This is a genomic window from Pseudomonas sp. P5_A12 (assembly GCF_056400685.1).
Genome location: NZ_JBFUKU010000076.1, coordinates 1 through 22,123, shown reverse-complemented (window position 1 = coordinate 22,123; position 22,123 = coordinate 1). Strand labels below are relative to the sequence as shown.

General features: G+C 59.9%; 20 protein-coding genes and 1 pseudogene. 10 read left to right on the top strand and 11 right to left on the bottom strand.

The window, feature by feature from the left end:
• The 4 genes from AC1DSG_RS13115 to AC1DSG_RS13100 form a co-directional block, all read right to left on the bottom strand.
• Positions 1–351: OprD family outer membrane porin (locus AC1DSG_RS13115; RefSeq protein WP_477791258.1), on the bottom strand; the 351-nt coding region annotated here is incomplete at its 3' end.
• A gap of 347 nt (positions 352–698) precedes the next feature.
• Complete coding sequence (gene emhC / locus AC1DSG_RS13110) at positions 699–2,159, bottom strand: efflux RND transporter outer membrane subunit EmhC (protein WP_477791257.1); 1,461 nt, start codon at positions 2,157–2,159, stop codon at positions 699–701.
• Positions 2,156–5,320: an efflux RND transporter permease subunit EmhB gene (emhB, locus tag AC1DSG_RS13105; protein ID WP_477791256.1), complete on the bottom strand. Its 3,165-nt coding sequence runs from the start codon at positions 5,318–5,320 to the stop codon at positions 2,156–2,158. Before emhB ends, emhC begins: the two co-directional genes overlap by 4 nt.
• Before the next feature lie 3 nt (positions 5,321–5,323).
• A complete protein-coding gene (locus AC1DSG_RS13100) occupies positions 5,324–6,481 on the bottom strand; it encodes an efflux RND transporter periplasmic adaptor subunit (protein ID WP_477791255.1) in 1,158 nt (385 codons plus the stop codon).
• Between the two features lie 265 nt (positions 6,482–6,746).
• On the opposite strand from AC1DSG_RS13100, the gene emhR reads away from it, so the two are divergent.
• Positions 6,747–7,379: an efflux system transcriptional repressor EmhR gene (emhR, locus tag AC1DSG_RS13095; protein WP_477791254.1), complete on the top strand. Its 633-nt coding sequence runs from the start codon at positions 6,747–6,749 to the stop codon at positions 7,377–7,379.
• Between the two features lie 215 nt (positions 7,380–7,594).
• Here emhR and AC1DSG_RS13090 read toward each other — a convergent pair whose 3' ends face one another.
• Genes AC1DSG_RS13090 through AC1DSG_RS13080 form a run of 3 tightly spaced genes read right to left on the bottom strand, consistent with a single transcriptional unit; the run spans position 7,595 to position 10,166 of the window.
• Positions 7,595–8,644, bottom strand: coding sequence for an alkene reductase (locus AC1DSG_RS13090; RefSeq protein WP_477791253.1), 1,050 nt, complete (start codon positions 8,642–8,644; stop codon positions 7,595–7,597).
• Between the two features lie 21 nt (positions 8,645–8,665).
• The gene (locus AC1DSG_RS13085; protein ID WP_477791252.1) at positions 8,666–9,829 is read right to left on the bottom strand and encodes an MFS transporter; all 1,164 of its coding nucleotides are present in this window, start codon (positions 9,827–9,829) and stop codon (positions 8,666–8,668) included.
• 34 nt (positions 9,830–9,863) lie between these two features.
• Positions 9,864–10,166, bottom strand: coding sequence for an ArsR/SmtB family transcription factor (locus AC1DSG_RS13080; RefSeq protein WP_150782171.1), 303 nt, complete (start codon positions 10,164–10,166; stop codon positions 9,864–9,866).
• Positions 10,167–10,337: 171 nt separating this feature from the next.
• Here AC1DSG_RS13080 and AC1DSG_RS13075 point away from each other — a divergent pair, with 171 nt between their 5' ends.
• Positions 10,338–10,913 carry an acyl carrier protein phosphodiesterase gene (locus tag AC1DSG_RS13075; protein WP_477791251.1) on the top strand — a complete coding sequence of 192 codons (576 nt, stop codon included), beginning with the start codon at positions 10,338–10,340 and terminating at the stop codon, positions 10,911–10,913.
• Positions 10,914–11,030: 117 nt separating this feature from the next.
• Here AC1DSG_RS13075 and AC1DSG_RS13070 read toward each other — a convergent pair whose 3' ends face one another.
• The gene (locus AC1DSG_RS13070) at positions 11,031–11,822 is read right to left on the bottom strand and encodes a lysophospholipid acyltransferase family protein (RefSeq protein WP_477791250.1); all 792 of its coding nucleotides are present in this window, start codon (positions 11,820–11,822) and stop codon (positions 11,031–11,033) included.
• A complete protein-coding gene (gene olsB, locus AC1DSG_RS13065; protein WP_477791249.1) occupies positions 11,822–12,577 on the bottom strand; it encodes an L-ornithine N(alpha)-acyltransferase in 756 nt (251 codons plus the stop codon). The genes AC1DSG_RS13070 and olsB overlap by 1 nt, the downstream gene beginning before the upstream one ends.
• Positions 12,578–12,731: 154 nt before the next feature.
• Here olsB and AC1DSG_RS13060 point away from each other — a divergent pair, with 154 nt between their 5' ends.
• The 5 genes from AC1DSG_RS13060 to AC1DSG_RS13040 all read left to right on the top strand — a co-directional run bounded on the left by AC1DSG_RS13060 (position 12,732) and on the right by AC1DSG_RS13040 (position 17,154).
• Entirely contained in the window at positions 12,732–13,610 is an 879-nt protein-coding gene (locus AC1DSG_RS13060; protein ID WP_477791248.1) for an acyl-CoA dehydrogenase middle domain-containing protein, read from the top strand.
• A 171-nt stretch (positions 13,611–13,781) separates the two neighbouring features.
• Positions 13,782–14,876 (top strand): serine hydrolase domain-containing protein, encoded by a 1,095-nt coding sequence (locus tag AC1DSG_RS13055; protein WP_477791247.1) that lies wholly within the window; start codon positions 13,782–13,784, stop codon positions 14,874–14,876.
• Complete coding sequence (locus AC1DSG_RS13050; protein ID WP_477791246.1) at positions 14,873–15,202, top strand: amidase; 330 nt, start codon at positions 14,873–14,875, stop codon at positions 15,200–15,202. Before AC1DSG_RS13055 ends, AC1DSG_RS13050 begins: the two co-directional genes overlap by 4 nt.
• Positions 15,203–15,404: 202 nt before the next feature.
• A complete protein-coding gene (locus AC1DSG_RS13045) occupies positions 15,405–15,995 on the top strand; it encodes a YceI family protein (protein WP_477791245.1) in 591 nt (196 codons plus the stop codon).
• Between the two features lies 1 nt (position 15,996).
• The gene (locus tag AC1DSG_RS13040; protein ID WP_477791244.1) at positions 15,997–17,154 is read left to right on the top strand and encodes a phospholipase D-like domain-containing protein; all 1,158 of its coding nucleotides are present in this window, start codon (positions 15,997–15,999) and stop codon (positions 17,152–17,154) included.
• Positions 17,155–17,281: 127 nt separating this feature from the next.
• Here the strand turns inward: AC1DSG_RS13040 and bglX are convergent, their stop codons facing one another.
• Positions 17,282–19,573, bottom strand: coding sequence for a beta-glucosidase BglX (gene bglX, locus AC1DSG_RS13035; protein ID WP_477791243.1), 2,292 nt, complete (start codon positions 19,571–19,573; stop codon positions 17,282–17,284).
• Between the two features lie 229 nt (positions 19,574–19,802).
• Here bglX and AC1DSG_RS13030 point away from each other — a divergent pair, with 229 nt between their 5' ends.
• From AC1DSG_RS13030 to AC1DSG_RS13020, 3 genes are read left to right on the top strand one after another with little or no spacing between them, the layout of a single operon-like run.
• The gene (locus tag AC1DSG_RS13030) at positions 19,803–20,411 is read left to right on the top strand and encodes a LemA family protein (RefSeq protein ID WP_477791242.1); all 609 of its coding nucleotides are present in this window, start codon (positions 19,803–19,805) and stop codon (positions 20,409–20,411) included.
• Positions 20,412–20,444: 33 nt separating this feature from the next.
• The gene (locus AC1DSG_RS13025; RefSeq protein WP_477791241.1) at positions 20,445–21,200 is read left to right on the top strand and encodes a TPM domain-containing protein; all 756 of its coding nucleotides are present in this window, start codon (positions 20,445–20,447) and stop codon (positions 21,198–21,200) included.
• A 28-nt stretch (positions 21,201–21,228) separates the two neighbouring features.
• The gene (locus AC1DSG_RS13020) at positions 21,229–21,846 is read left to right on the top strand and encodes a TPM domain-containing protein (RefSeq protein WP_477791240.1); all 618 of its coding nucleotides are present in this window, start codon (positions 21,229–21,231) and stop codon (positions 21,844–21,846) included.
• 165 nt (positions 21,847–22,011) lie between these two features.
• Here AC1DSG_RS13020 and AC1DSG_RS13015 read toward each other — a convergent pair.
• Positions 22,012–22,123: pseudogene (locus tag AC1DSG_RS13015) on the bottom strand (TPM domain-containing protein); the annotation flags it as partial.

The following is a 22,123-nucleotide window of genomic DNA, read 5'->3' as shown; positions in this document are numbered from 1 at the left end:
ATCGACTGGGTCGCCGTCGCTGCCAATCGGCAGCAGCCCGGTGCCGCGCGTGCCTTTACCGCCATCAAGTTTGATCGACAACAGGCCCAGCGCATCGACGCCAAAACCCACCGGACCTTGAGTGAACCCGGACTTGGTGTCGAGGATGAAGCTCTGGGTCCACTCCTCGGCCTTGCTTTGAGGGTTGGTCGGGTTGGTGAAATTGCGGTTGATATAGAAGTTACGCAGGTTGAGCGTGGCCTTGGCGCCTTCGACAAAACCTGATTCCTCCGCCTGGGCGGGGAGGGCCGCAGAGGCCACAGCAATGGCAATCAGGCCAGGGAAGAAATACTGCGCGGTGGAAGGCGTCATGGGCTTGGGTCTCTCTAATTGTTGGGGATGAAACAGGGCGCTGCCGCAACGTCGGGTTGCAGTCAAAAGAACGGATTGATTAAACGCAGCGGAATCAGCCGGACAGGGCAGGGTGCGGAGGCATAGGGGTGAACCTGATGTTGTTGGTCTTGTGCGACGGATGGTGCGGGGAATGTACTAGATAGTTCAATTAGCGAAAGCGGGTTCTGGGCGATTATCGAACGAAAAGTTGGGCGAGGGATTTGTGTTGTCTGTTCCGACGATGAGGACCGCCCAGTCATCCCACCTTTTCCCGCAGCCAACAAAAAGCCCACCAAAAGGTGGGCTTCATTGTGTTCACCGCGCGATCAGAACAACTTCATCTTCGGCGCTTCTTCATTTAGCGGTTCGACCTTGGCGGTCTGCTCGTTCCAGCCACCACCCAGTGCCTTGTACAGGTTGACCGCGCTGACCAGTTGCGCCAGACGGTCGGTGATCAGCACTTGTTGGGCGTTGAACAGCTGACGCTGGGCATCGAGGAAGGTCAGGTTGCTGTCGACACCAATGAGGTAACGACGCTGGGCCAGGCGGTAGTATTCCTGGTTGGCGGTGACGAAGTCACGCTGCGCCTGCAACTGGTCGGTGTAGGTTCGGCGGGCAGCCAGCCCATCGGCGACTTCCTGGAAGGCCGTTTGAATGGACTTCTCGTAGTTCGCCACGCCGATGTCTTTCTGGATTTTCGAGTAATCCAGGCTGGCGCGCAGGCTGCCGGCGTTGAAGATTGGCAAGTTGATCTGCGGCTGGAACAACCAGGTACCCGAACCACCCTTGAACAGACCGGACAAATCCGGGCTCAGGGTGCCGGCGTTGGCTGTCAGGCTGATGCTCGGGAAGAACGCAGCCCGTGCCGCGCCGATGTTGGCGTTGGCGGCCTTGAGGTTGTATTCCGCCTGGAGAATGTCCGGACGACGTTGCAGCAGGTCCGATGGCAGGCCGGCTGGCACGTCGCTGAGCAAATCGTCAGACAGCGGCTTGGCAGCTTGCAGGTTGGCCGGGATGCCGGTGCCGAGCAGCAGCACCAGACTGTTCTCATCCTGAGCGACCTGGCGGGTGTACTTCGCCAGTTGCGCCCGTGCGTTTTCCACTGAGGTGCGCGACTGGGCGACGTCCAGCGCCGACGCCACACCGACTTCGGCACTGCGCGCGGTGAGCTTGTAGCTCTCCTCGAACGCACCGAGGGTGTCCTGGGTGACTTTCAGCAGTTCCTTGTCGGCTTGCCAAGCCATGTAGGCGTTGGCCACGCTGGCTACCAGGCTGATCTGTGTGCTGCGTCGACCTTCTTCAGTAGCGAAGTACTGTTGCAGCGCTGCTTCGCTGAGGCTGCGAACCCGACCAAACATATCGAGTTCATAGGCACTGATACCGACCGTGGCCGAGTAGGCACTGACGATACCTGACTGGCCGGTCTGCGAAGAGTTTGCCGGAACGCGCTGGCGGTTGCCGTTGCCATTGGCCGATACGGCCGGGAACAAGTCAGCACGCTGGATGCGGTATTGAGCCGCGAACGCATCGATGTTCAGCGCCGCGACACGCAGGTCACGGTTGTTTTCCAGGGCCACCTGAATCAGCTGTTGCAGTGCCGGGTCATGGAAAAACTGCTTCCAGCCTTGCTCCGCAGCAGCCTGGCTCGGCGCCTGGGTCGGCGAGTACGCCGGGCCCTGCGGGTATTGGCCCGCCACCGGTGCCGCAGGCTGCTGATAATCGGGTATCAGCGAGCAACCACCCAGCACAAACGCGGCGATGGCTAGGGAAAGTAGCGACTTGCTCATTGGCCAGCCTCTTTAGGAGTTTCAGTGGCGTCATCCGGGTCGACGATTTTGCGTTGACCGATGGACGACACAGTGACGAAGAACAGTGGGACCCAGAAGATCGCCAGAACGGTGGCGGTGATCATACCGCCAATCACTCCAGTGCCGATGGCATGCTGGCTACCCGAACCTGCACCGGTGGAAATGGCCAGTGGCACCACGCCAAGGACGAAGGCGAGCGAGGTCATGATGATCGGTCGCAAACGCATCCGGCTGGCTTCAATCGCTGCTTCGCGCAGGCTGCGCCCTTGCTCATGCAGTTCCTTTGCAAATTCGACAATCAGAATGGCGTTTTTCGCCGCCAGGCCGATGGTCGTCAACAGGCCCACCTGGAAATACACGTCGTTGGACAGGCCACGCAGGCTGGTCGCCATCAGTGCACCGATGATCCCCAAAGGCACCACCAGCATCACCGCAATCGGAATCGACCAGCTTTCATACAGCGCCGCCAGGCACAGGAACACCATCAGCAGCGACAACGCATACAGCGCTGGCGCTTGCGAACCGGACAACCGTTCCTCGTACGACAGGCCGGTCCAGGAAATACCCACACCCGCCGGCAGTTTGGCGGCAAGGGCTTCGACTTCGGCCATGGCTTCGCCAGTGGAGTAGCCCGGCGCCGGGGAGCCGAGGATTTCCATCGCTTCGACGCCGTTGTAACGGGCCAGCTTCGGCGAGCCGTAAATCCATTCACCCTTGGCAAACGCCGTAAACGGAACCATGGTGCCGGCGCTGTTGCGCACATACCACTTCTTCAGGTCTTCAGGGCTCATGCGCGAGCCAGGCTGGCCTTGTACGTAAACCTTCTTCACTCGACCGCGGTCGATGAAGTCGTTGACGTAGCTACTGCCCAGCGCGATCGACAGGGTGTTGTTGATGTCGGCGATGGTGATGCCCAGGGCACTGGCCTTCTCGTCATCGATCTCCAGTTGGTATTGCGGTTCGTCGTTCAGGCCGTTCGGACGCACCTGAGTCAGAATCTTGCTTTGCGCGGCCATGCCGAGGAACTGGTTGCGGGCTTGCATCAGTTTTTCGTGACCGATACCGGCACGGTCCTGAAGGAACACGTCGAAACCGGTGGCGTTACCCAGTTCCAGTACCGCCGGTGGCGCGAAGGCAAACACCATGGCATCACGGAAGGTGAAGAAGTGCTGCTGGGCACGGGCTGCGACCTTGAACACGTTGTTGTCGGCGTTACGTTCGTCCCATGGGCGGAGCATGATGAACGCCATACCCGAGCTCTGACCACGACCGGCGAAGTTGAAGCCAGTCACGGTAAACACCGAGTTCACCGCATCGCCTTCACCGCCATCCTTGCTCGGACGTAACAGGAATTCACGCATCTCGTCCACGACCACCTGGGTGCGCTGGGACGTCGAACCGGCCGGCGTCTGCACTTGGGCGAACAGTACGCCCTGATCTTCTTCCGGCAAGAATGCGGTCGGGATACGGGTGAACAGCCAGATCATGCCGACAATGATGATGAGGTAGGCCAGCAGGTACGGCGCCTTGTGCGCGAGCATGCTGCCCACGCCGCGCTCGTAGCTTTTGACGCCCCGGTCGAAGTTGCGGTTGAACCAGCCGAAGAAGCCTCGCTTGGGTACGCCGTGCTCACCCTTGGGAATGGGCTTGAGCATGGTGGCGCAGAGCGCCGGCGTGAAGATCAGGGCAACCAGTACCGACAAGGCCATGGCCGAGACGATGGTGATCGAAAACTGCTTGTAGATCACACCAGTGGAGCCGCTGAAAAACGCCATTGGCAGCAGAACCGCGGACAGCACCAGGGCGATACCCACCAATGCACCCTGGATCTGGCCCATGGATTTCTTGGTGGCTTCCTTGGGCGACAGGCCTTCTTCGCTCATCACCCGTTCGACGTTTTCCACCACAACGATGGCGTCATCCACCAACAAGCCGATGGCCAGAACCATACCGAACATGGTCAGGGTGTTGATGCTGAAACCGGCGGCGGCGAGGATGCCGAACGTACCCAGCAATACCACCGGCACGGTCATCGTGGTGATGATGGTGGCGCGGAAGTTTTGCAGGAACAGGAACATCACCAGGAACACCAGTGCAACCGCTTCGACCAAGGTGTGAACCACGCCTTTGATCGATTCGGTCACCACTGGAGTGGTGTCATACGGGAACACCACTTCCATCCCTTCCGGGAAGAACGGCTTGAGGCTGTCGATGGTCTTGCGCAGGGCTGTTGCGGTATCCAGGGCGTTGGCGCCAGTGGCCAGCTTCACCGCCAGACCGGAAGCCGGGGCGCCGTTGAACTGGGCGTTGATGCTGTAGTTTTCACCACCCAGACCGACGTCAGCGACATCTTTCAAACGAACCTGAGAACCGTCCTTGTTGACCTTGAGCAGGATTTTATTGAATTGCTCAGCGGTCTGCAGGCGGGTCTTGCCGATGATCGTGGCGTTCAGCTGTGTGTCGGGCAGGGCAGGCAAGCCGCCAAGCTGGCCGGACGACACCTGGACGTTCTGTGCGGCGATGGCGGTTTTGACATCGATCGGGGTCAGGTTGTAGTTGTTCAACTTGGCCGGGTCGAGCCAGATACGCATGGCGTACTGCGAGCCGAATACCTGGAAGTCACCGACACCGGCCGTCCGCGAAATCGGGTCCTGCATGTTCGACACGATGTAGTTCGACAGGTCGTCCTTGGTCATGCTGCCGTCACGCGAGACCACGCCGATCACTAACAGGAAGTTCTTCACCGCCTTGGTGACGCGGATACCTTGCTGCTGCACTTCTTGCGGCAGCAACGGGGTGGCCAGGTTCAGCTTGTTCTGGACCTGAACCTGCGCGGTATCGGAGTTGGTACCTTGCTCGAAGGTCGCGGTGATGGTCATGGTGCCGTCGGAGTTACTTTCCGAGGACACATAACGCAAGTGGTCGATGCCGTTGAGCTGTTGCTCGATCACCTGCACCACGGTGTCCTGTACCGTCTGTGCCGAAGCACCCGGGTAGGCCACGGAAATGGCGATCGCCGGAGGTGCAATGCTCGGGTATTGGTTGATCGGCAGCTTGAGGATCGATAGAGCCCCGACCAACATGATCACCAGGGCTATTACCCAGGCGAAAATCGGACGGTCGATAAAAAATTTCGACATGGGTTACTCCCCTTTGCCGCTGGAAGCTTTGTCAGCTGCCTGTGCGGGGGCCGGGTTTTTTGCGCCAACGTTAGTCGCTTCAGTGGCTTTGACTTCGATGCCAGGCTTGACGAATTGCAGCCCTTCGGTGATCAGGCGATCGCCTGCCTTCAGGCCGTCCTCGATCAACCATTGACTACCGACAGTGCGGTTGGCCTTGAGATGGCGCAGTTCGACCTTGTTGTCAGGACCGACGACCAGTGCTGTCGGCGTGCCTTTAAGGTCACGGGTCACGCCTTGTTGCGGCGCCAGAATCGCAGCTGCGTTCACACCGGCCTGCAATTGAGCGTGAACGAACATGCCCGGCAGCAGGGTGTGCTCGGGGTTCGGGAACACGGCGCGCAGGGTGACGGAACCGGTGGTCTGGTCCACCGAGATTTCGGAGAACTCAAGCTTGCCGTCCAGCTTGTACTGGCTGCCGTCTTCGAGGGTCAGCTTGACCGCTGCCGAGTTATCGCCAGCCTTTTGCAGACGACCGCTTTCCAGTTCGCGGCGCAGTTGCAGCAATTCCACCGAGGACTGGGTCACGTCGACATAGATCGGGTCGATTTGCTGGATCACCGCCATCGGATCAGCCTGGCCGCTGGTCACCAGCGCGCCTTCTGTCACGTTGGAGCGACCGATACGACCAGTCAGCGGTGCATAAACCTTGGTGTAGCGCACATTGATCTGGGCGGTTTGCAGGGCGGCTTCCGATTGCATCCGGTTGGCCACGGCGGTGTCGTATTCCTGACGGCTCACCGCTTGTTCGGCGACCAGTTGCTTGTAGCGGTCGGAGATCGACTTGGTCTGTTGCAGGTTGGCTTCCGCACTTTTCAACGTAGCGTCATAGACCGACGAATCGATCTGATATAGCTGCTGGCCAAGTTTAACGTCGCCGCCTTCCTTGAACATGCGCTTGAGAATGATGCCGTTCACCTGAGGGCGAACTTCGGCGATGCGGTAGGCGCTGGTACGACCCGGCAGGTCGGATGTCAGGGTGAAGGCTTGAGCTTGCAGGGTAACAACGCCGACCTGAGGAGGCGGTGCGGCTGGTGCGGCTTCTTCCTTTTTGCATCCGCTGAGCAGCGATGCCAAGGCGACGGCAGTGACCAGAGCGGTAACAGCTGGCTTGAATTGCATGAAAATCCTCGGGTCAGGCGCGCACAATGCGCACGAGAAAGGTGGAAAGGTAAAAATGGGGTGCTGAGTGGATAAGTAGCTTGCTAAGGAATATACTTACGTTCATGGTTGTTTGTAAACACCTAGGCTGCGTACCCACTTCGCTACAAAAGCCGTTCAAGGGATTGAATTGTAAGACGGGGACGGCGCCCAAGAGCGCTCGCTCCACTTTTATTCAGCTGATGTTCAGACATCGCTGAAGCATCCTGATTGAGGTTTTACTGCCATGGTCCGTCGTACCAAAGAGGAAGCTCAAGAAACCCGCAGCCAGATACTCGAAGCGGCAGAGAAAGCCTTTTATGAAAGGGGCGTGGCGCGTACGACTTTGGCGGACATCGCTACCTTGGCCGGTGTGACACGCGGTGCTATCTATTGGCATTTCAGCAACAAGGCCGATCTGGTGCAGGCCATGCTCGATACCTTGCATGAGCCGCTGGATGAAATGGCCAGGGCCAGTGAAAGCGAAGATGAACTCGATCCGCTCGGCTGCATGCGCAAGCTGCTGATTCATTTGTTTCATCAAGTTGCTCTGGACCCGAAAACCCGACGCATAAATGAGATTTTGTTTCATAAGTGCGAATTCACCGATGAAATGTGCGACCTGCGTCAACAGCGCCGAACGGTCAGTCTGGATTGCAATGTGCGAATCGCCCTGGCCCTGAGTAATGCCGTGAATCGGGGCCAAATGCCCGAAGACCTCGACACCACGCGCGCGGCCATCAGCCTGCATGCGTATGTCGATGGCATCCTCTACCAGTGGCTACTGGCGCCCGACAGTTTTCAATTGCACATCGACGCCGAGCGTTGGGTAGAGGCGGGGCTGGACATGCTGCGCTTGAGCCCAAGCCTGCGCAAATGAAACAAAAAGCGTAATTGGTTTCACTTGTTGCAACTGTCAAAGCAGGCACCTTATTCCATGGGTTGCTTTTATAACCGCACGCTCGCCAGGATGACAGGTAGCGAGCTACGTAATTTGTAGTAAATTTGTGTCTTGGGTGTGAACACTCCAAGTGAAAACAGAAAAAGCCCCGGCTCTCAGGAGTCGGGGCTTTTTTGCATTTCAGTGTTTGACGCTTACATCACAGGGTAATCGATGTAACCCACCGGACCTTTGCCGTAGAACAATTCCGGACGCGCTTCGTTCAACGGCGCATCGGCCTTCAAACGTGCAGGCAAGTCCGGGTTGGCAATGAACGGCACGCCGAAGGCGACCGCATCGGCCTTGCCATTGGCCAGCCAGGCATTGGCGCTGTCCTTGGTGAAGCGCTCGTTGGCGATGTAGGGGCCGCCGAAGGCTTCTTTTAATTGTGGGCCAAGGCTGTCGCCGGCTTCTTTTTCACGCGAGCAGATGAAAGCGATGCCACGCTTGCCCAGTTCGCGAGCGACGTAGGTGAAGGTTTCAGCGAGGTTGTCGTCGCCCATGTCATGGGAGTCGGCGCGCGGTGCCAGGTGCACACCGACGCGGCCAGCGCCCCAGACTTCGATGGCAGCGTCGGTCACTTCCAGCAGCAGACGCGCACGGTTTTCCAGGGAGCCGCCGTAGTGGTCGGTGCGCTGGTTGGTGCTGCTTTGCAGGAACTGGTCGAGCAGGTAACCGTTGGCGCCATGGATTTCCACACCGTCAAAACCCGCGGCCTTGGCATTCTCGGCACCGGTGCGGTAGGCGTCGATGATGTCGGCGATTTCAGCGGTTTCCAGAGCGCGCGGGGTTGGGTAATCCGCCAATGGGCGAACCAGGCTGACGTGACCTTTTGGCTGGATTGCGCTCGGTGCGACCGGCGCTTCGCCGTTCAGGTACGAGGTGTGAGAAACCCGGCCGACGTGCCACAGTTGCAGGAATATCTTGCCGCCCGCGCCGTGGATGGCTTTGGTCACGTTAGCCCAGCCGCGTACCTGGTCGTTGGACCAGATGCCCGGGGTGTCCGGGTAGCCGACGCCCATCGGCGTGACCGACGTGGCTTCGCTGAGGATCAGGCCAGCGGAAGCGCGCTGCACGTAGTACTCGGCCATCAGCGCGTTCGGTACGCGGCCTTCGTCGGCGCGGCAGCGGGTCAGCGGCGCCATGATGATGCGGTTGGCCAACTCGATGTCGCCCAGTTTGATCGGATCGAAAATAGTCGTCATGAAATAACTCTCTTTTTGAGATCAGTTAGTAGCAGCCAGTTCGGGATTACCGCTCTGACGGAAAGTAATCAGGGTCACCAGCAGGGCGAGCACTGCCAGTGCAGCGGCCGCGAGGGGCACGCTGGTCAGGCCGTAGCCGTGGGCGATGACGCTGCCGCCGACCCAGGCACCGAGTGCGTTGCCGATGTTGAAAGCGCCGATGTTCAGGGTCGACACCAGGTTTGGTGCCGCTTTGCCAAAGGTCACTACGTTCACTTGCAGGGCAGGGACGGCGGCAAAACACGCGGTCGCCCAGAGGAACAGGGTGATTTCAGTCGGGATCAGCGCGACGCTGGTCCACGTCAATACGGTGGACACCACGGCCATGCTGATGAACACGCCGATCAGCGTCGCGGCCATGCCTTTGTCCGCCAGTTTGCCGCCGATGATGTTGCCGACCGTCAGGCCCAGGCCGATGAGCATCAGGGTCCAGGTCACGCCGCGCGGCGAGACACCCGTGACTTCGCCCAACAGCGGCGCGACGTAGGTGAACAAGGTGAAGACCGAGGCGGCGAACAGCGCGGTCATGCTCAGGGACAACCAGATCCCGGCGCCCTTGAGTGCGGCCAATTCGGCGCGCATGTCGAGTTTTTCTTCATCGCGCTTGGCCGGCAGGAAGCGGATCAGGCCAATCAGGGCGATCACGCCAATCACGGTCACGGCCCAGAAGGTCGAACGCCAGCCGGCTTGTTGACCGAGCGCGGTGCCCAGTGGAACGCCGAGCACGTTGGCCAGGGTCAGGCCGGTGAACATCAAGGCCACGGCCGAAGCGCGTTTGTTGGCCGGCACCAGGCCTGCCGCCACCACCGAACCGATACCGAAGAAGGCACCGTGGCAGAGGGCCGTGACGACTCGTGCAAACATCAACACGTTGTAGTCACTGGCCAGGGCGCAGAGCAAATTGCCAATGATGAAAATACCCATCAACGCAACCAGTGCAGCCTTGCGCGGCAACCGGGCGGTGGCCAGTGCCATGAACGGCGCACCGATGGCCACGCCCAGGGCGTAACCGGTCACCAACCAGCCGGCGCCGGGGATCGACACACCGAGGTCCGCCGCCACATCGGGCAGCAGGCCCATGATGACGAACTCGGTGGTGCCAATGGCGAAGGCGCTCAAGGCCAGAATGAGGAGCGAGAGGGGCATTGTTGATTCCTTGTCGGCTGACTGACGTTAAGGGTCAGAGCTCTTTGCTGAAGGTCTTGAGGAATTCCTGAATGGTTTCCTCATTACGTTTGAAAAAATGCCACTGGCCGACTTTGCGGCTGCTGATCAGGCCGGCGCGTTGCAGGGTCGCCAGATGCGCGGACACCGTGGACTGCGACAAACCGCAACGTTGATCGATCTGCCCGGCACAAACACCGTGCTCGTTACTGTGGGACTGGTCAGGGAATTCGACGTCCGGGTTTTTGAGCCAGTGCAGGATTTCTCGCCGTACTGGGTGTGCCAGGGCTTTTATTATTTCGTCGAGGTCGAGGTTCATGGCTTGGTAGCTCGTGATGAGTAAAACGCTATATCGCGATGAGGCGAACTTTAAATCGGTATTTCGCGATATACCAATATGATTTTGCTCTGACGACCGCATAAATCGGTATATCGGGTTATAACGATACGTTAGTGTAAAGAAACACAGGTGCAGTGCTAAGCTGCGCCCATGAACTATCTCGCACATCTTCACCTCGGTGGCCAGCGTCCCGGTCAATTGCTCGGCAGTCTGTATGGCGATTTCGTCAAAGGACGGCTTCAAGGGCAATACGATCCGGAGATTGAGGCGGCCATCCAGTTGCATCGCAGCATCGACGTGTTTACCGACCGCCACCCGTTGGTGGATGTTTCGTTGTCGCGGTTTTCCACCACTCGTCGGCGTTACGCCGGGATCGTGCTCGACGTGTTTTTCGACCACTGCCTGGCACGGGACTGGATGCTGTACGCCGACCGGCCACTGGAGCTGTTCACCGCTGATGTGTACCGGGTACTGACGGCCGAGCCGCAATTGCCCGAGCGCCTGGCGAAGATCGCACCGCACATGGTGGCAAATGACTGGTTGGGTTCCTACCGGGAGTTTGAGGTGCTGGAGCAGGTGCTGCGGGGGATTTCGCGACGGTTGACCCGGCCTGAGGAACTGGCGGGGGCGATGCAGGAGTTGCGGGTGTTGTATGAGCCGTTGAGTGAGGATTTCAGGCTTTTCTATCCACAGCTTCAGACATTTGCCCAAACAAAGCAGATCTAATGTGGGAGCGGCGGTGCGACGATTCGACTTGCTCGCGAAGGCAGTGTGTCATTCAGCATTAATGTTGACTGATACACCGCATTCGCGAGCAAGCCCGCTCCTACAGGGGATGTGTGTTTATGCTGCAATTGCGGGACGCATCGGGACTTGCTGTTTTTCCGGAATTGCCCCAAACAACGCTTTCTGCACCGCTTGCTGCGCCTCAAACGCCAGCGCCGCACGCTCCCGGCCTTCGCAAGCAATCGGCTTGAGCAGATGAATCTCCACATTCCCTCGGTCATTGGCAAACAAGCGCATCAAGTGCGAGAGCAGATCATCGTCACCAATAAACGGTGCCAGCGAATCAAGCTCGCCATCGCGCAGGTAACGAATCGCCACCGGTTGCAGCGGCACCTCTGAATCAATCGCCGCCGACAGCAAGCGTCCATGAAACGTGCGCAACGAACGGCCATCGGTGGTGGTGCCTTCCGGGAACATCAGCAGGGGATGGGCCTGTTCCAGGTGGCGGGTCATTTGTTTGCGGATCAACTGACTGTCGCCCGAGCCTCGACGGATAAACAGACTGCCGGCCTTGGCCGCCAACCAGCCCGCCACCGGCCAGGTGCGCACTTCGGCCTTGGACAGAAACGACAGCGGCGTGAGCATGCCCAGCAACGGGATGTCGGTCCAGGACACATGATTGCTGACCCAGAGCATCGGTTGCTTGGGCAACTCGCCATGCACGGTGACGTGGAAGGGCAGGGCATTGCTCAACCGTGCCATGAAAAATCGCGACCAGCGCTGGCGGCGGACCATCGAGTGGGCGATGCCCATGCGCTCGAACAATCCGAACACACTGGCCATGCTCAAACCCAGTGCGACCACCACCAGCACTCGCGCAATTCGCGCGTACACCCGCAAGCGGCTCATCACATGGCCGCCTTGAAGTGCTTGGCGTAACGCGGGCAAAGCTCCTCGCGCTTGAGCAGGATGAACACGTCGGCGACCTGGAAGTCTTCGTCCCAGCACGGCTCGCCGCAGATTTTCGCGCCAAGGCGCATGTAGGCCTTGAGCAGCGGCGGCATTTCGGCGATGACGTTGGAGGGGATATCCAGGGTCGGCAGCGGTTTTTTCGGCTCGGCGCGCAGGTGTTCGGTGCACAGATAGCGTTCGCGCAGGCGCTGCATGATCGCGTGGGCCTGTATACCGCCGTCCTGCATCGGAATGCTCGCGCACCCCATCAAATAGCTGTAGCCGCCCTGATTTAACACCTCGGCCAGTTCACCCCAGAGCACGGCGATGGTGCCGCCGTTACGGTAGGCCGGGTCGACACAGGTACGGCCGATTTCCAGGATCGGACCTTTGAGGTGCACCAGGCCGTGCAGGCTGAATTCTTCTTCGCTGTAGAACTTGCCCAGGCTGCTGGCCGCCGTGTGGTCGAGCAAACGGGTGGTCGCCACCAGACGACCGGTGTTCAAGTCACGTACGCCGATGTGGGCGCAGTGAATATCATAGTCATCCATGTCCAGACCCAGCTCGGCGCCCTTCAGCCTGGCGTTGAATTCGCCGCTGAACACGTTGAAGCGCAAGGCCTGAGCTTCCTGCAAGGCGGCGCTGCCGATCAGTCGTTCGGCTTGCAGGCGGCGGTCGTTGCCGGTGTCGCTGATGCGGGCGATCTGAGTCATTGCAAATCTCCTTGCGGGCTGCTCACCTGACGTGGGTTACAGCGGTTCGACTTTCTTTATGTAGCCGTTTTGTGCAACGTCAGGCTATGTAGCCCCAGTGTCATCGCCATTAAGCTTTGGTGATGCTTATATGACAGCCCACGAGGAGCCTCTTATGCCCTGGCAAACCCTGTTGAAGCGCCGCGAACGCCTGCCCGCCAACCCGGACCTGGCAGAAGGATTCGCGACCTTGCTGGATCAATTGGGCCCGGTGACGCCGTTCGAGTTGGCGGTGGCGGGCGCGCGCCAGATGGCCACGCCGGGGCTGGCGTTTCTGGTGGGGTATCAGGCGGCATTGCGGATGCTCTGGCCGAGTGCCCCGCTGAGCCTCGGCGCATTGTGCGCAACCGAACAGCGCAGCCTGCGGCCGGCAGACATGCAAACTCGCCTCACCAATTTGCACCTGAGCGGGCGCAAGGATTTCGTCACCGCCGGTGATGCCGCCGAATGGCTGTTGATCGCCGCCCGTAGTGAAGCGCCCGGCGAGGCGGCGCGCCTGAGCCTGGCGGTGGTCTATCCCGATGAACCGGGCGTGCGTCTGGAAAAACTCCCGGCCATCGCGCTGATACCGGACATCAGCCATGGCCGGCTGTTTCTCGACAATGCCTTGTGCGAATTATTGGCGGGGGATGGTTGGGATGCTTACGTCAAACCGTTCCGCACCCTTGAAGATGTGTACGTATTGAGCGCCATGACCGCGTGGCTGTATGGCATTGGTCAGGACTGCGACTGGCCGCAAGCCTTGCAACTGCGGTTACTGGCGCTGCTGGCCGGGTGCGCGGAAGTCAGCCGCCAGGCACCAAACAATCCGGCCGGGCATGTATTGCTGGGTGGGTTGTTTGCCCAGTTCGAGGGGCTCAAGGTCGAGATTGATCAGGTGCTGGCCGATGGGCCGCCGCATTGGGCGGCGATGTGGCAGCGTGATCGGCTGGTGATGGATCTGGCGGCGGGGGCCAGAGGTAAGCGGTTGGTCAAAGCGTTGGCAGCGATCTGACTGGCCCCTTCGCGAGCAGGCTCGCTCCCACATGTTGAAATGCATTCCCCTGTGGGAGCGAGCCGGCTCCGGGCGGCGTTCCGACGATGGCGGCCTCAAGGGCAACACAAACTCCAAAACTGTCATCAACCTCGACTAGGCTCAGCGAGTTATTCCTCCCGAGCCCAATCCATGTTCAAAGGCTTGTCCCTGATTGTCATGCTGCTGCTCAGCCTCACGGCCCACGCCGAAAACTGGCCGGCCGAGCAATGGACGTCCGGTCCGACCGTCACGGGGCCAGCGCTCCAGGCCCTGGAAACCTACGCTTTCCCACCCCGCGACGACAGCACCCGCAAAGGCATTCGCACAGACGCCTTGCTGGTGATCCGCGACGGTCAGTTGATCTACGAACACTACGCCGGCCCGACCACCGCCGACACGCCACACCTGACGTGGTCCATCAGTAAAAGCCTCATGGCCGCGATTCTGGGTATGGCGTATGGCGAAGGCCTGTTCAAGCTCCAGGACCCGGTGCAGACGTTTTATCCACCGATGCAAAAACACCCCGCTGTGACCATGGCCGACCTGTTGCACTGGGCCTCGGGGCTGGACTGGCAGGAAGATTACGAATACGCGCCGTTAAAGTCCTCGGTGGTGGCCATGCTCTACACCCGTGGACATCAGGACATGGCCGCCTTTACAGCCGATCACGCCGAGTACGCCAGGCCCGGTCAGGCCTTTCGGTACTCCAGCGGTGACAGCAATCTGCTGTCCGCCGCGCTGAAAAACATCGTCGGTCCGGCACGTTATCCGGACTATCCATGGACCGCGCTGTTCGAGCCTTTGGGCATTCGACATGCCGTTTGGGAGACCGATGCCACGGGCACCTACGTCGCTTCGTCTTACGCTTACCTCACGGCTCGGGATCTGGCGCGAGTCGGTTTGTTGATGGCCCGCGACGGGCGCTGGCAGGATCGCCAACTGCTGCCCAAAGACTGGGTCGCCTTCAATCGCGAACCATTCGCCCACTATCAAGCCCATCAGGATGACGCCGTGCCCGGTGGTCAATGGTGGCTCAACCGCGCGGTGGAAGGGGCGGCACAACCCTGGCCCGATGCCCCCGCCGATACTTTCGCGGCGCTGGGCCATTGGGGCCAGGCGATGTATGTGATCCCCAGTGAACACCTGGTGATCGTGCGCTATGGCGATGATCGCGACGGCAGCTACCAGCACAACGATTTGCTCAAAATCGCGCTCAAGGCTTTTGCGCAAAAGGTGCAGCCATGAATCGCCGCGGTTTTGTTCGTCGCCGACCGTTCAGCACGTTGCTGTTGATGCTGCTGATCGCCTTGCTCGGGTGGGTCTGGCAGGAGCGGGCCGCGCTGTGGGCCTTCCCCGACATCATCAGCGCCTACACCGCCAAGGAGTATTGCTCGTGCCGGTATGTGATGAACAACGACGCCGAATATTGCCGTGGTTACGTGAAGCAATGGCTGCCCACCAGCCGCTTTGTCGATGACGCCGCCAACAAACGCGTGACGGTCAGCGGCATGGGCCGCAGCAACAGCGCCGCGTGGCTCGGCGAACGCCAAGGCTGTCGCCTGACCCCGTAGCAGCTGGCGAAGCCTGCGTTCGGCTGCGAAGCAGTCGTGAAATCAGGCACCGCGGTGTTTCAGGAAGACCGCGCACGCAGAACTTACGGCTGCTTCGCCCGAGCGCGGACCGGCCGACGCAGGCTTCGCCAGCTGCTACAGGTTTGCATCTTGCTCACGGACGGTTAAGGTTCAGCACCGGTTCATCTGTCCACGAGTCTCTATGTTCAACCGTTCCCTGCGCAAAACCCTCGCGATCCTGCTGTTGGCCGGCGCCACGCTGTCGGCTCATGCCGATTGGTATCTGGATGGCGAGTCTTCGCGGCTGTCGTTCATCAGCACCAAAAACGCCAACATTTCCGAAGTGCAGCGTTTTCTGGTGCTGCATGGCAAAGTCGACGCCAATGGCCTGGCCGAGGTGGAAGTCGAGCTGGAGTCGGTCAGCAGCGGCATCCCATTGCGCGATGAACGTATGCGCAAGACGCTGTTCGAGATCCAGAACTTCCCCGAAGCGTTGATCACCGCACAGATTGATCTGCGTCCCATCAACGACCTCGCGCCTGGCGCGCAGTTGGAGTTGCGCTTGCCGCTGACCGTCAACCTGCATGGCAAGCAACACGCCTACAACGCCGAACTGCTGGCGACGCGTCTCGACGATCGACGTTTTCAGGTGGTAACGCTTGAGCCGCTGGTCATCAATGCTGAAGACTTCGATTTGGCTCCCGGGCTGGAAGCGTTGCGCAAGGTCGCCGGTTTGTCGGCCATCAGTTTGTCGGTGCCGGTGGGTGCGGTACTGATTTTCACGGCGCGCTGACATGGCCGGCGCAATCTTTCCCTGGCGTGAAGGTAACCATTTTGAACTGCTGATCGACGGTCCGCAGTTCTTCCCGCGAATGCTGGTAGCAATTGCCCGCGCCGAAGAACAGGTCGAACTGGAGCTGTATCTAGTGGAGGCGGGCGCCTGCGCCGAAGCCATGGTGCAAGCATTGGTTTCGGCGGCTGAACGCGGTGTGCGCGTGCGCTGCCTGTTCGATGACTATGGCAGCCTGGCGTTTACGCTGGCCTTGCGTCAGCGCCTGATGGCGGCCGGGGTCGAACTGCGTTTCTACAATCGCCTGAACTGGCGGCGTTGGATCGGCAACTTCTACCGCGATCACCGCAAGCTGTTGCTGGTGGATCAAAGCCTGGCGGTGGTCGGCGGCACGGGCGTCACCGATGAGTTCTGGACGCCGGGTGAAGACACCAGCGAATGGCACGAGGTGATGGTGGAAATCACCGGGCCTTTGGTCATTGACTGGCAGTTGCTGTTCGACCGCCAATGGATCGCCAACCGCCATCGACGTGCCTGGAAACCCGCCGCGCATTTCGGCTTGCCGCGCCTGCCACGGGTTCCGTCCATGGGGGAGGGCATGGGTCGGGTGGCCTATGCGGACGCCCGCCAGCACCGCGACATTCTGCAATCGCTGGTTCGCGCGTTGAACAGCGGCCAACAACGAATCTGGTTGGCGACCCCGTATTTCCTGCCGACCTGGAGAGTCCGCCGCTCACTGCGGCGTGCAGCCAGTCGAGGTGTCGATGTGCGCCTGCTGCTGACCGGGCCGCGCACCGATCACCCATCGGTGCGCTACGCCGGGCATCGCTATTACCCACGACTGCTCAAGGCCGGCGTGAAGATTTTTGAATACCAGCCGTGTTTCCTGCACCTGAAAATGGTCTTGATCGATGACTGGGTGAGCATCGGCTCATGCAATTTCGATCACTGGAATTTGCGCTTTAACCTGGAAGCCAACCTTGAAGCGCTGGACCCAGGGCTGACGCGGGCCGTAGCGGGGAGTTTCGAGCGCGACTTTGCGCAGAGCCAGGAAGTCAGCCTGGAGGCTTGGCAACGCCGACCGCTGTGGCGGCGGGTCAAGCAACGGGTCTGGGGATGGGTGGATCGGCTGGTGGTGAATCTGCTGGATGGCCGCCGATAGCCGTTAGATCGTTCCCACGCTCTGCGTGGGAATGCCTCTGGGGACGCTCCGCGTCCAGTGACGCGCAACGTCACGGGCTGCATTCCCACGCGGAGCGTGGGAACGATCAGTTGCGGTGTTTCGGAGGTTACAGCAATTCAAAGCTCTGCTGTGTCACGTCCTGGGAGTCCAAGCCGATCTGTACGTTGAACTTGCCCGGCTCGGCAGCGTATTTGAGCTGGTTGTTGTAGAACTTCAGATCGTCTTCGGTGATGGTGAAGTGCAGGACTTTCTGTTCGCCGGCCTTGAGCATGACTTTCTGGAAGTTCTTCAGTTCTTTGAGCGGTCGGATCATCGAGCCGGTCACGTCCTGGATGTACAACTGCACCACGGTTTCGCCGTCACGCTTGCCGGTGTTTGTCACCGTGATGCTGGCGTCGAGCTTGCCGGTCTTGTTCAGCGTGGTCGACGACAGGGCCATGCCGCTCAGGCTGAAGTCGGTGTAGCTCAGACCGAAGCCGAACGGGAACAGGGGACCGGTGGTGTCATCCAGATACTGCGAGGTGTAGTTGCCCGGTTTACCCGGCGTGAACGGCCGGCCAATGCTCAGGTGGTTGTAGTAGGTCGGAATCTGACCCACCGAGCGCGGGATGCTGATCGGCAGTTTGCCCGACGGGTTGTAGTCGCCGAACAGCACGTCGGCGATGGCGTTGCCGCCTTCGGTGCCGGTGAACCAGGTTTCCAGAATCGCGTCAGCTTGTTCTTTCTCTTCGAGAATCGACAGCGGACGGCCGTTCATCAACACCAGCACCAGCGGTTTGCCGGTGGCTTTCAAGGCGCGGATCAGTTCACGCTGGTTTTGCGGAATGTTGATGTCCGTGCGGCTCGAGGATTCGTGGGACATGCCACGGGACTCGCCCACCGCTGCCACTACGATGTCAGCGTCTTTGGCTGCTTTCACCGCTTCGTCGATCATCACGTTGGCTGGACGAGGATCATCCACCACTTCCAGGGCGTCGAAGTTGAGGAAGTTCAGGTAATCCGTAATCTTCTTGTCGCTGGTGATGTTGGCGCCGCGGGCGTAGATCAGCGTCGATTGCGCGCCCAGTGCGTTGGTCATACCGTCGAACAGGGTCACCGATTGCGCCGGTCTGCCATTAGCAGCCCAGCTGCCCATCATGTCGATAGGCGCTTTGGCCAGCGGGCCGACCAGGGCGATTTTTGCGTTTTTCTTCAGCGGCAGGGTTTCGTTCTGGTTCTTCAGCAACACCATGCTGCGGCGCGCGACATCGCGGGCCTCGGCGCGGTGCAGACGGCTGTCGGCGTTGGTGTCGGCCGGATCATCTTCAGCCTTGCCGATGCGCAGATATGGGTCCTTGAACAGGCCCATGTCGTACTTGGCGACGAGCACTTCACGCACGGCGTTGTCGATGTCGCTTTGCTCGATTTCGCCCGCCTTCAACAGCCCCGGCAGCTCTTTGCCGTACAGGGTGTCGTTCATGCTCATGTCGATGCCGGCCTTGATCGCCAGCTTCGCGGCTTCGCGACCATCACTGGCAACGCCGTGCTTGATCAGCTCGAAAATCGCTCCGTGGTCACTGACGGCCAGGCCCTTGAAGCCCCATTCCTTGCGCAACAGGTCGTTCATCAGCCAAGTGTTGGCAGTGGCCGGCACGCCGTTGATCGAGTTCAAGGCAACCATCACCCCGCCGGCACCGGCGTCTATCGCCGCGCGGTAAGGGGGCAGGTAGTCCTGGTACATTTTGACCGGGCTCATGTCGACCACGTTGTAGTCGCGACCGCCCTCGACCGCGCCGTACAAGGCAAAGTGTTTGACGCTGGACATGATGCTGTCCGCTGCGTTGGCACCGGTGCCCTGGAAGGCTTTGACCATGACGCCGGCAATGCGCGACACCAGGTACGTGTCTTCACCGAAGCCTTCGGACGTACGGCCCCAGCGCGGGTCGCGTGAGATGTCGACCATCGGCGCGAAGGTGAGGTCGACGCCGTCCGATGAGGCTTCCTTGGCGGCAATGCGCCCGGACAGGCCGATGGCGTCCATGTCCCAGCTCGAAGCCAGGGCCAGCGGGATCGGGAAAATGGTGCGGTGGCCGTGGATCACGTCATAGGCGAAGAACATCGGGATCTTCAGTCGGCTGCGCATGGCCGCGTCCTGCATCGGACGGTTTTCCGGGCGTGTGATCGAGTTGAACGTGCCGCCGATGTTGCCGGCCGCGATTTCCTTGCGGATCAGCTCGCGTGGCATTTCCGGGCCGATGCTGATCAGGCGCAACTGGCCGATCTTTTCATCGAGGGTCATCTGCTTCATCAGGTTGTTGATGAAGGCGTCCTTGTTCTCTAGAGGTGCGGGCGTCGTGGCGGCCAATACGTTATGACTGGCCAGGCTGACGAACAGGCCCAGCAAACACAGCTTCTTCATGAATGTTTTTCTCAAAAGCCTAAACGGCCGCGAATTAGCACCGGTCAGCCAAAAGTTAGGGAGCGACTATTGTTGTTCAGGTAAATGCATGCACACTTGCGCAGCGCTGGGGGCATCTTTTAGCCCATTGGCTCGATGCAATCCAGTGGCGGCGGCAGATTATGCCCCAAGTACCCGGTCAGAAGGGTACAGGTTGTTTTTCAATGGAATGTGCCAGGGAGTGACCCAGATGAGTGCAAGACACCACTATCGCTCAAGCCTGCAGGTTGCAGCCTTGATGTTGCTGACCACATTGCTCGCGGGTTGTGGCATCAACACGATTCCGACCCTCGACGAGCAGGCCAAGGCCGCGTGGGGCCAGGTACAGAACCAGTACCAGCGCCGCGCCGACCTGATCCCCAACCTGGTGGAAACCGTCAAAGGCTACGCCAGACATGAAGAAGAAACCCTGACCGCAGTGATCGAAGCGCGGGCCAAGGCAACGTCGATTCAAGTGGACGCCAAGACCCTGGATAACCCGGAAAAACTCAAGCAGTTCCAGCAGGCCCAGGATCAACTGACCGGTGCCCTGAGCCGGTTGATGGTGGTGTCCGAGCGTTATCCGGACCTCAAGGCCAACCAGAACTTCCTCGCCTTGCAGTCGCAACTTGAAGGCACCGAGAACCGCATCGCCGTGGCACGGCGTGATTTCATCCTCGCGGTGCAGAAATACAACACCGAAATCCGTACCTTTCCCGGTCGCCTGTGGCACGCGGTGATGTACAGCGATTTACCAATCCGCGAAACCTTCGAGGCGACCACGCCGGATGCCAATAAGGCGCCCGAAGTGAAATTTTGATCGGCTGAAGCGTCACCACGGATGAGGTTGCCAATGCGCGTGTTGAAAGTGGGGTTGATGCTGGTGCTCTGGGTGGTTGCCCTGACGGCCCAGGCCGAGTTGAAGTTTCCGCCACTGACCGGACGGGTGGTCGATAACGCCCAGATGATCGAGCCGTCGGTGCGCGAGCAGCTGACCCAGCAACTTATGGCCCATGAAACCGCCACCGGCGAGCAGTTGGTGGTGGTCACGCTGCCGGACTTGCAAGGCACCGATATCGCGGATTTTGGCTACCAACTGGGGCGCGCCTGGGGCATCGGTCAGAAAGATAAAAACAACGGCGCACTGCTGATCGTCGCGCGTGATGAGCGTAAATTGCGCATCGAAGTCGGGTATGGCCTCGAAGACCGCCTGACCGACGCGCAAAGTTCGGTGATCATCAATCAGGTGATCACACCCGCGTTCAAATCCGGCAACTTCAGCAAAGGCATCAGCGACGGGGTTGCGGCGATGCTGGTGGTGTTGGGCGGCAGTCCGCTGGATGAACCGTCGACGGTCTATGAACCGCGAGGTGACGAGGACAGCGACTTCATGGCGCGCCATCCCGGCGTTTTTGTGTTTCTGGTGATGCTGTTCATCCTGACGTTTTTTGTCTTGCAGATGCTCGGGATACTGCCGGCCGGCCGAGGAGGCTCGGGCGGTTCGAGCGGTGGTTTTGGCGGCGGTGGTTTTGGTGGTGGCGGTGGGGGCGGGGGCTTCAGCGGCGGCGGGGGCAGTTTCGGGGGCGGCGGTTCGTCGGGCGGCTGGTGATAACAATAATGAGCAGGCACTTTTAAACATGGCGTTACTGACTGAACACGAACAACGCAAAGTCGCCGAGGCGATTGCCCGGGTCGAGCGTGATACCGACGCAGAACTGGTGACTGTGCTTGCCGCTCGCGCCGACGATTATGCATATATCCCGCTGCTGTGGGCCAGCCTGCTGGCGCTGATGGTGCCGGGGATCGTGCATTACCTGACCGGCTGGTTGACCCTGCACAGTTTGCTGCTGGTGCAATGGATCACCTTTATCGTGCTGTGCCTGGTGTTCCGCCTTCCGAAAGTCACCACCCACCTGGTCCCGCGCTCGGTGCGGCATTGGCGCGCCTCAAACCTGGCGCGCCGGCAATTCCTGGAGCAGAACCTGCACCACACGGTCGGCAGCACCGGGATGCTGATTTTTGTCTGCGAGGCGGAGCGCTATGTGGAGATCCTGGTGGATGAGGGGATTTCCAAACGGCTGGACAACAAGAACTGGGACGCGATTGTGGCGGCATTTACCCAGCAGGTGAAGCAGGGTCAGACGTTGCAAGGGTTCGTGACGTGCATCGAGGCGTGTGGCGAATTGCTCAAAGTGCATGTGCCGGTGACGCAGGTGCGCAATGAACTGCCGAACCGTTTGGTGGTTTTAGGCTAAGCCGCAACCCAATCCCCGTAGCAGCTGGCGAAGCCTGCGTCCGGCTGCGAAGCAGTCGTAAAACCGGGATTCTTGGTTTTACTGTAAGACCGCAGCGCGTGAATTAAAGACTGCTTCGCAGCCGGACGCAGGCTTCGGCCGCTGGTACGGGGATTGGGTTGCGGCTTAGCCTAAAACCACCAAACGGTTCGGCAGTTCATTGCGCAACTGCGTCACCGGCACATGCACATTTAGCAATTCGCCACACGCCTCGATGCAAGTAAAGAACCCATGCAAC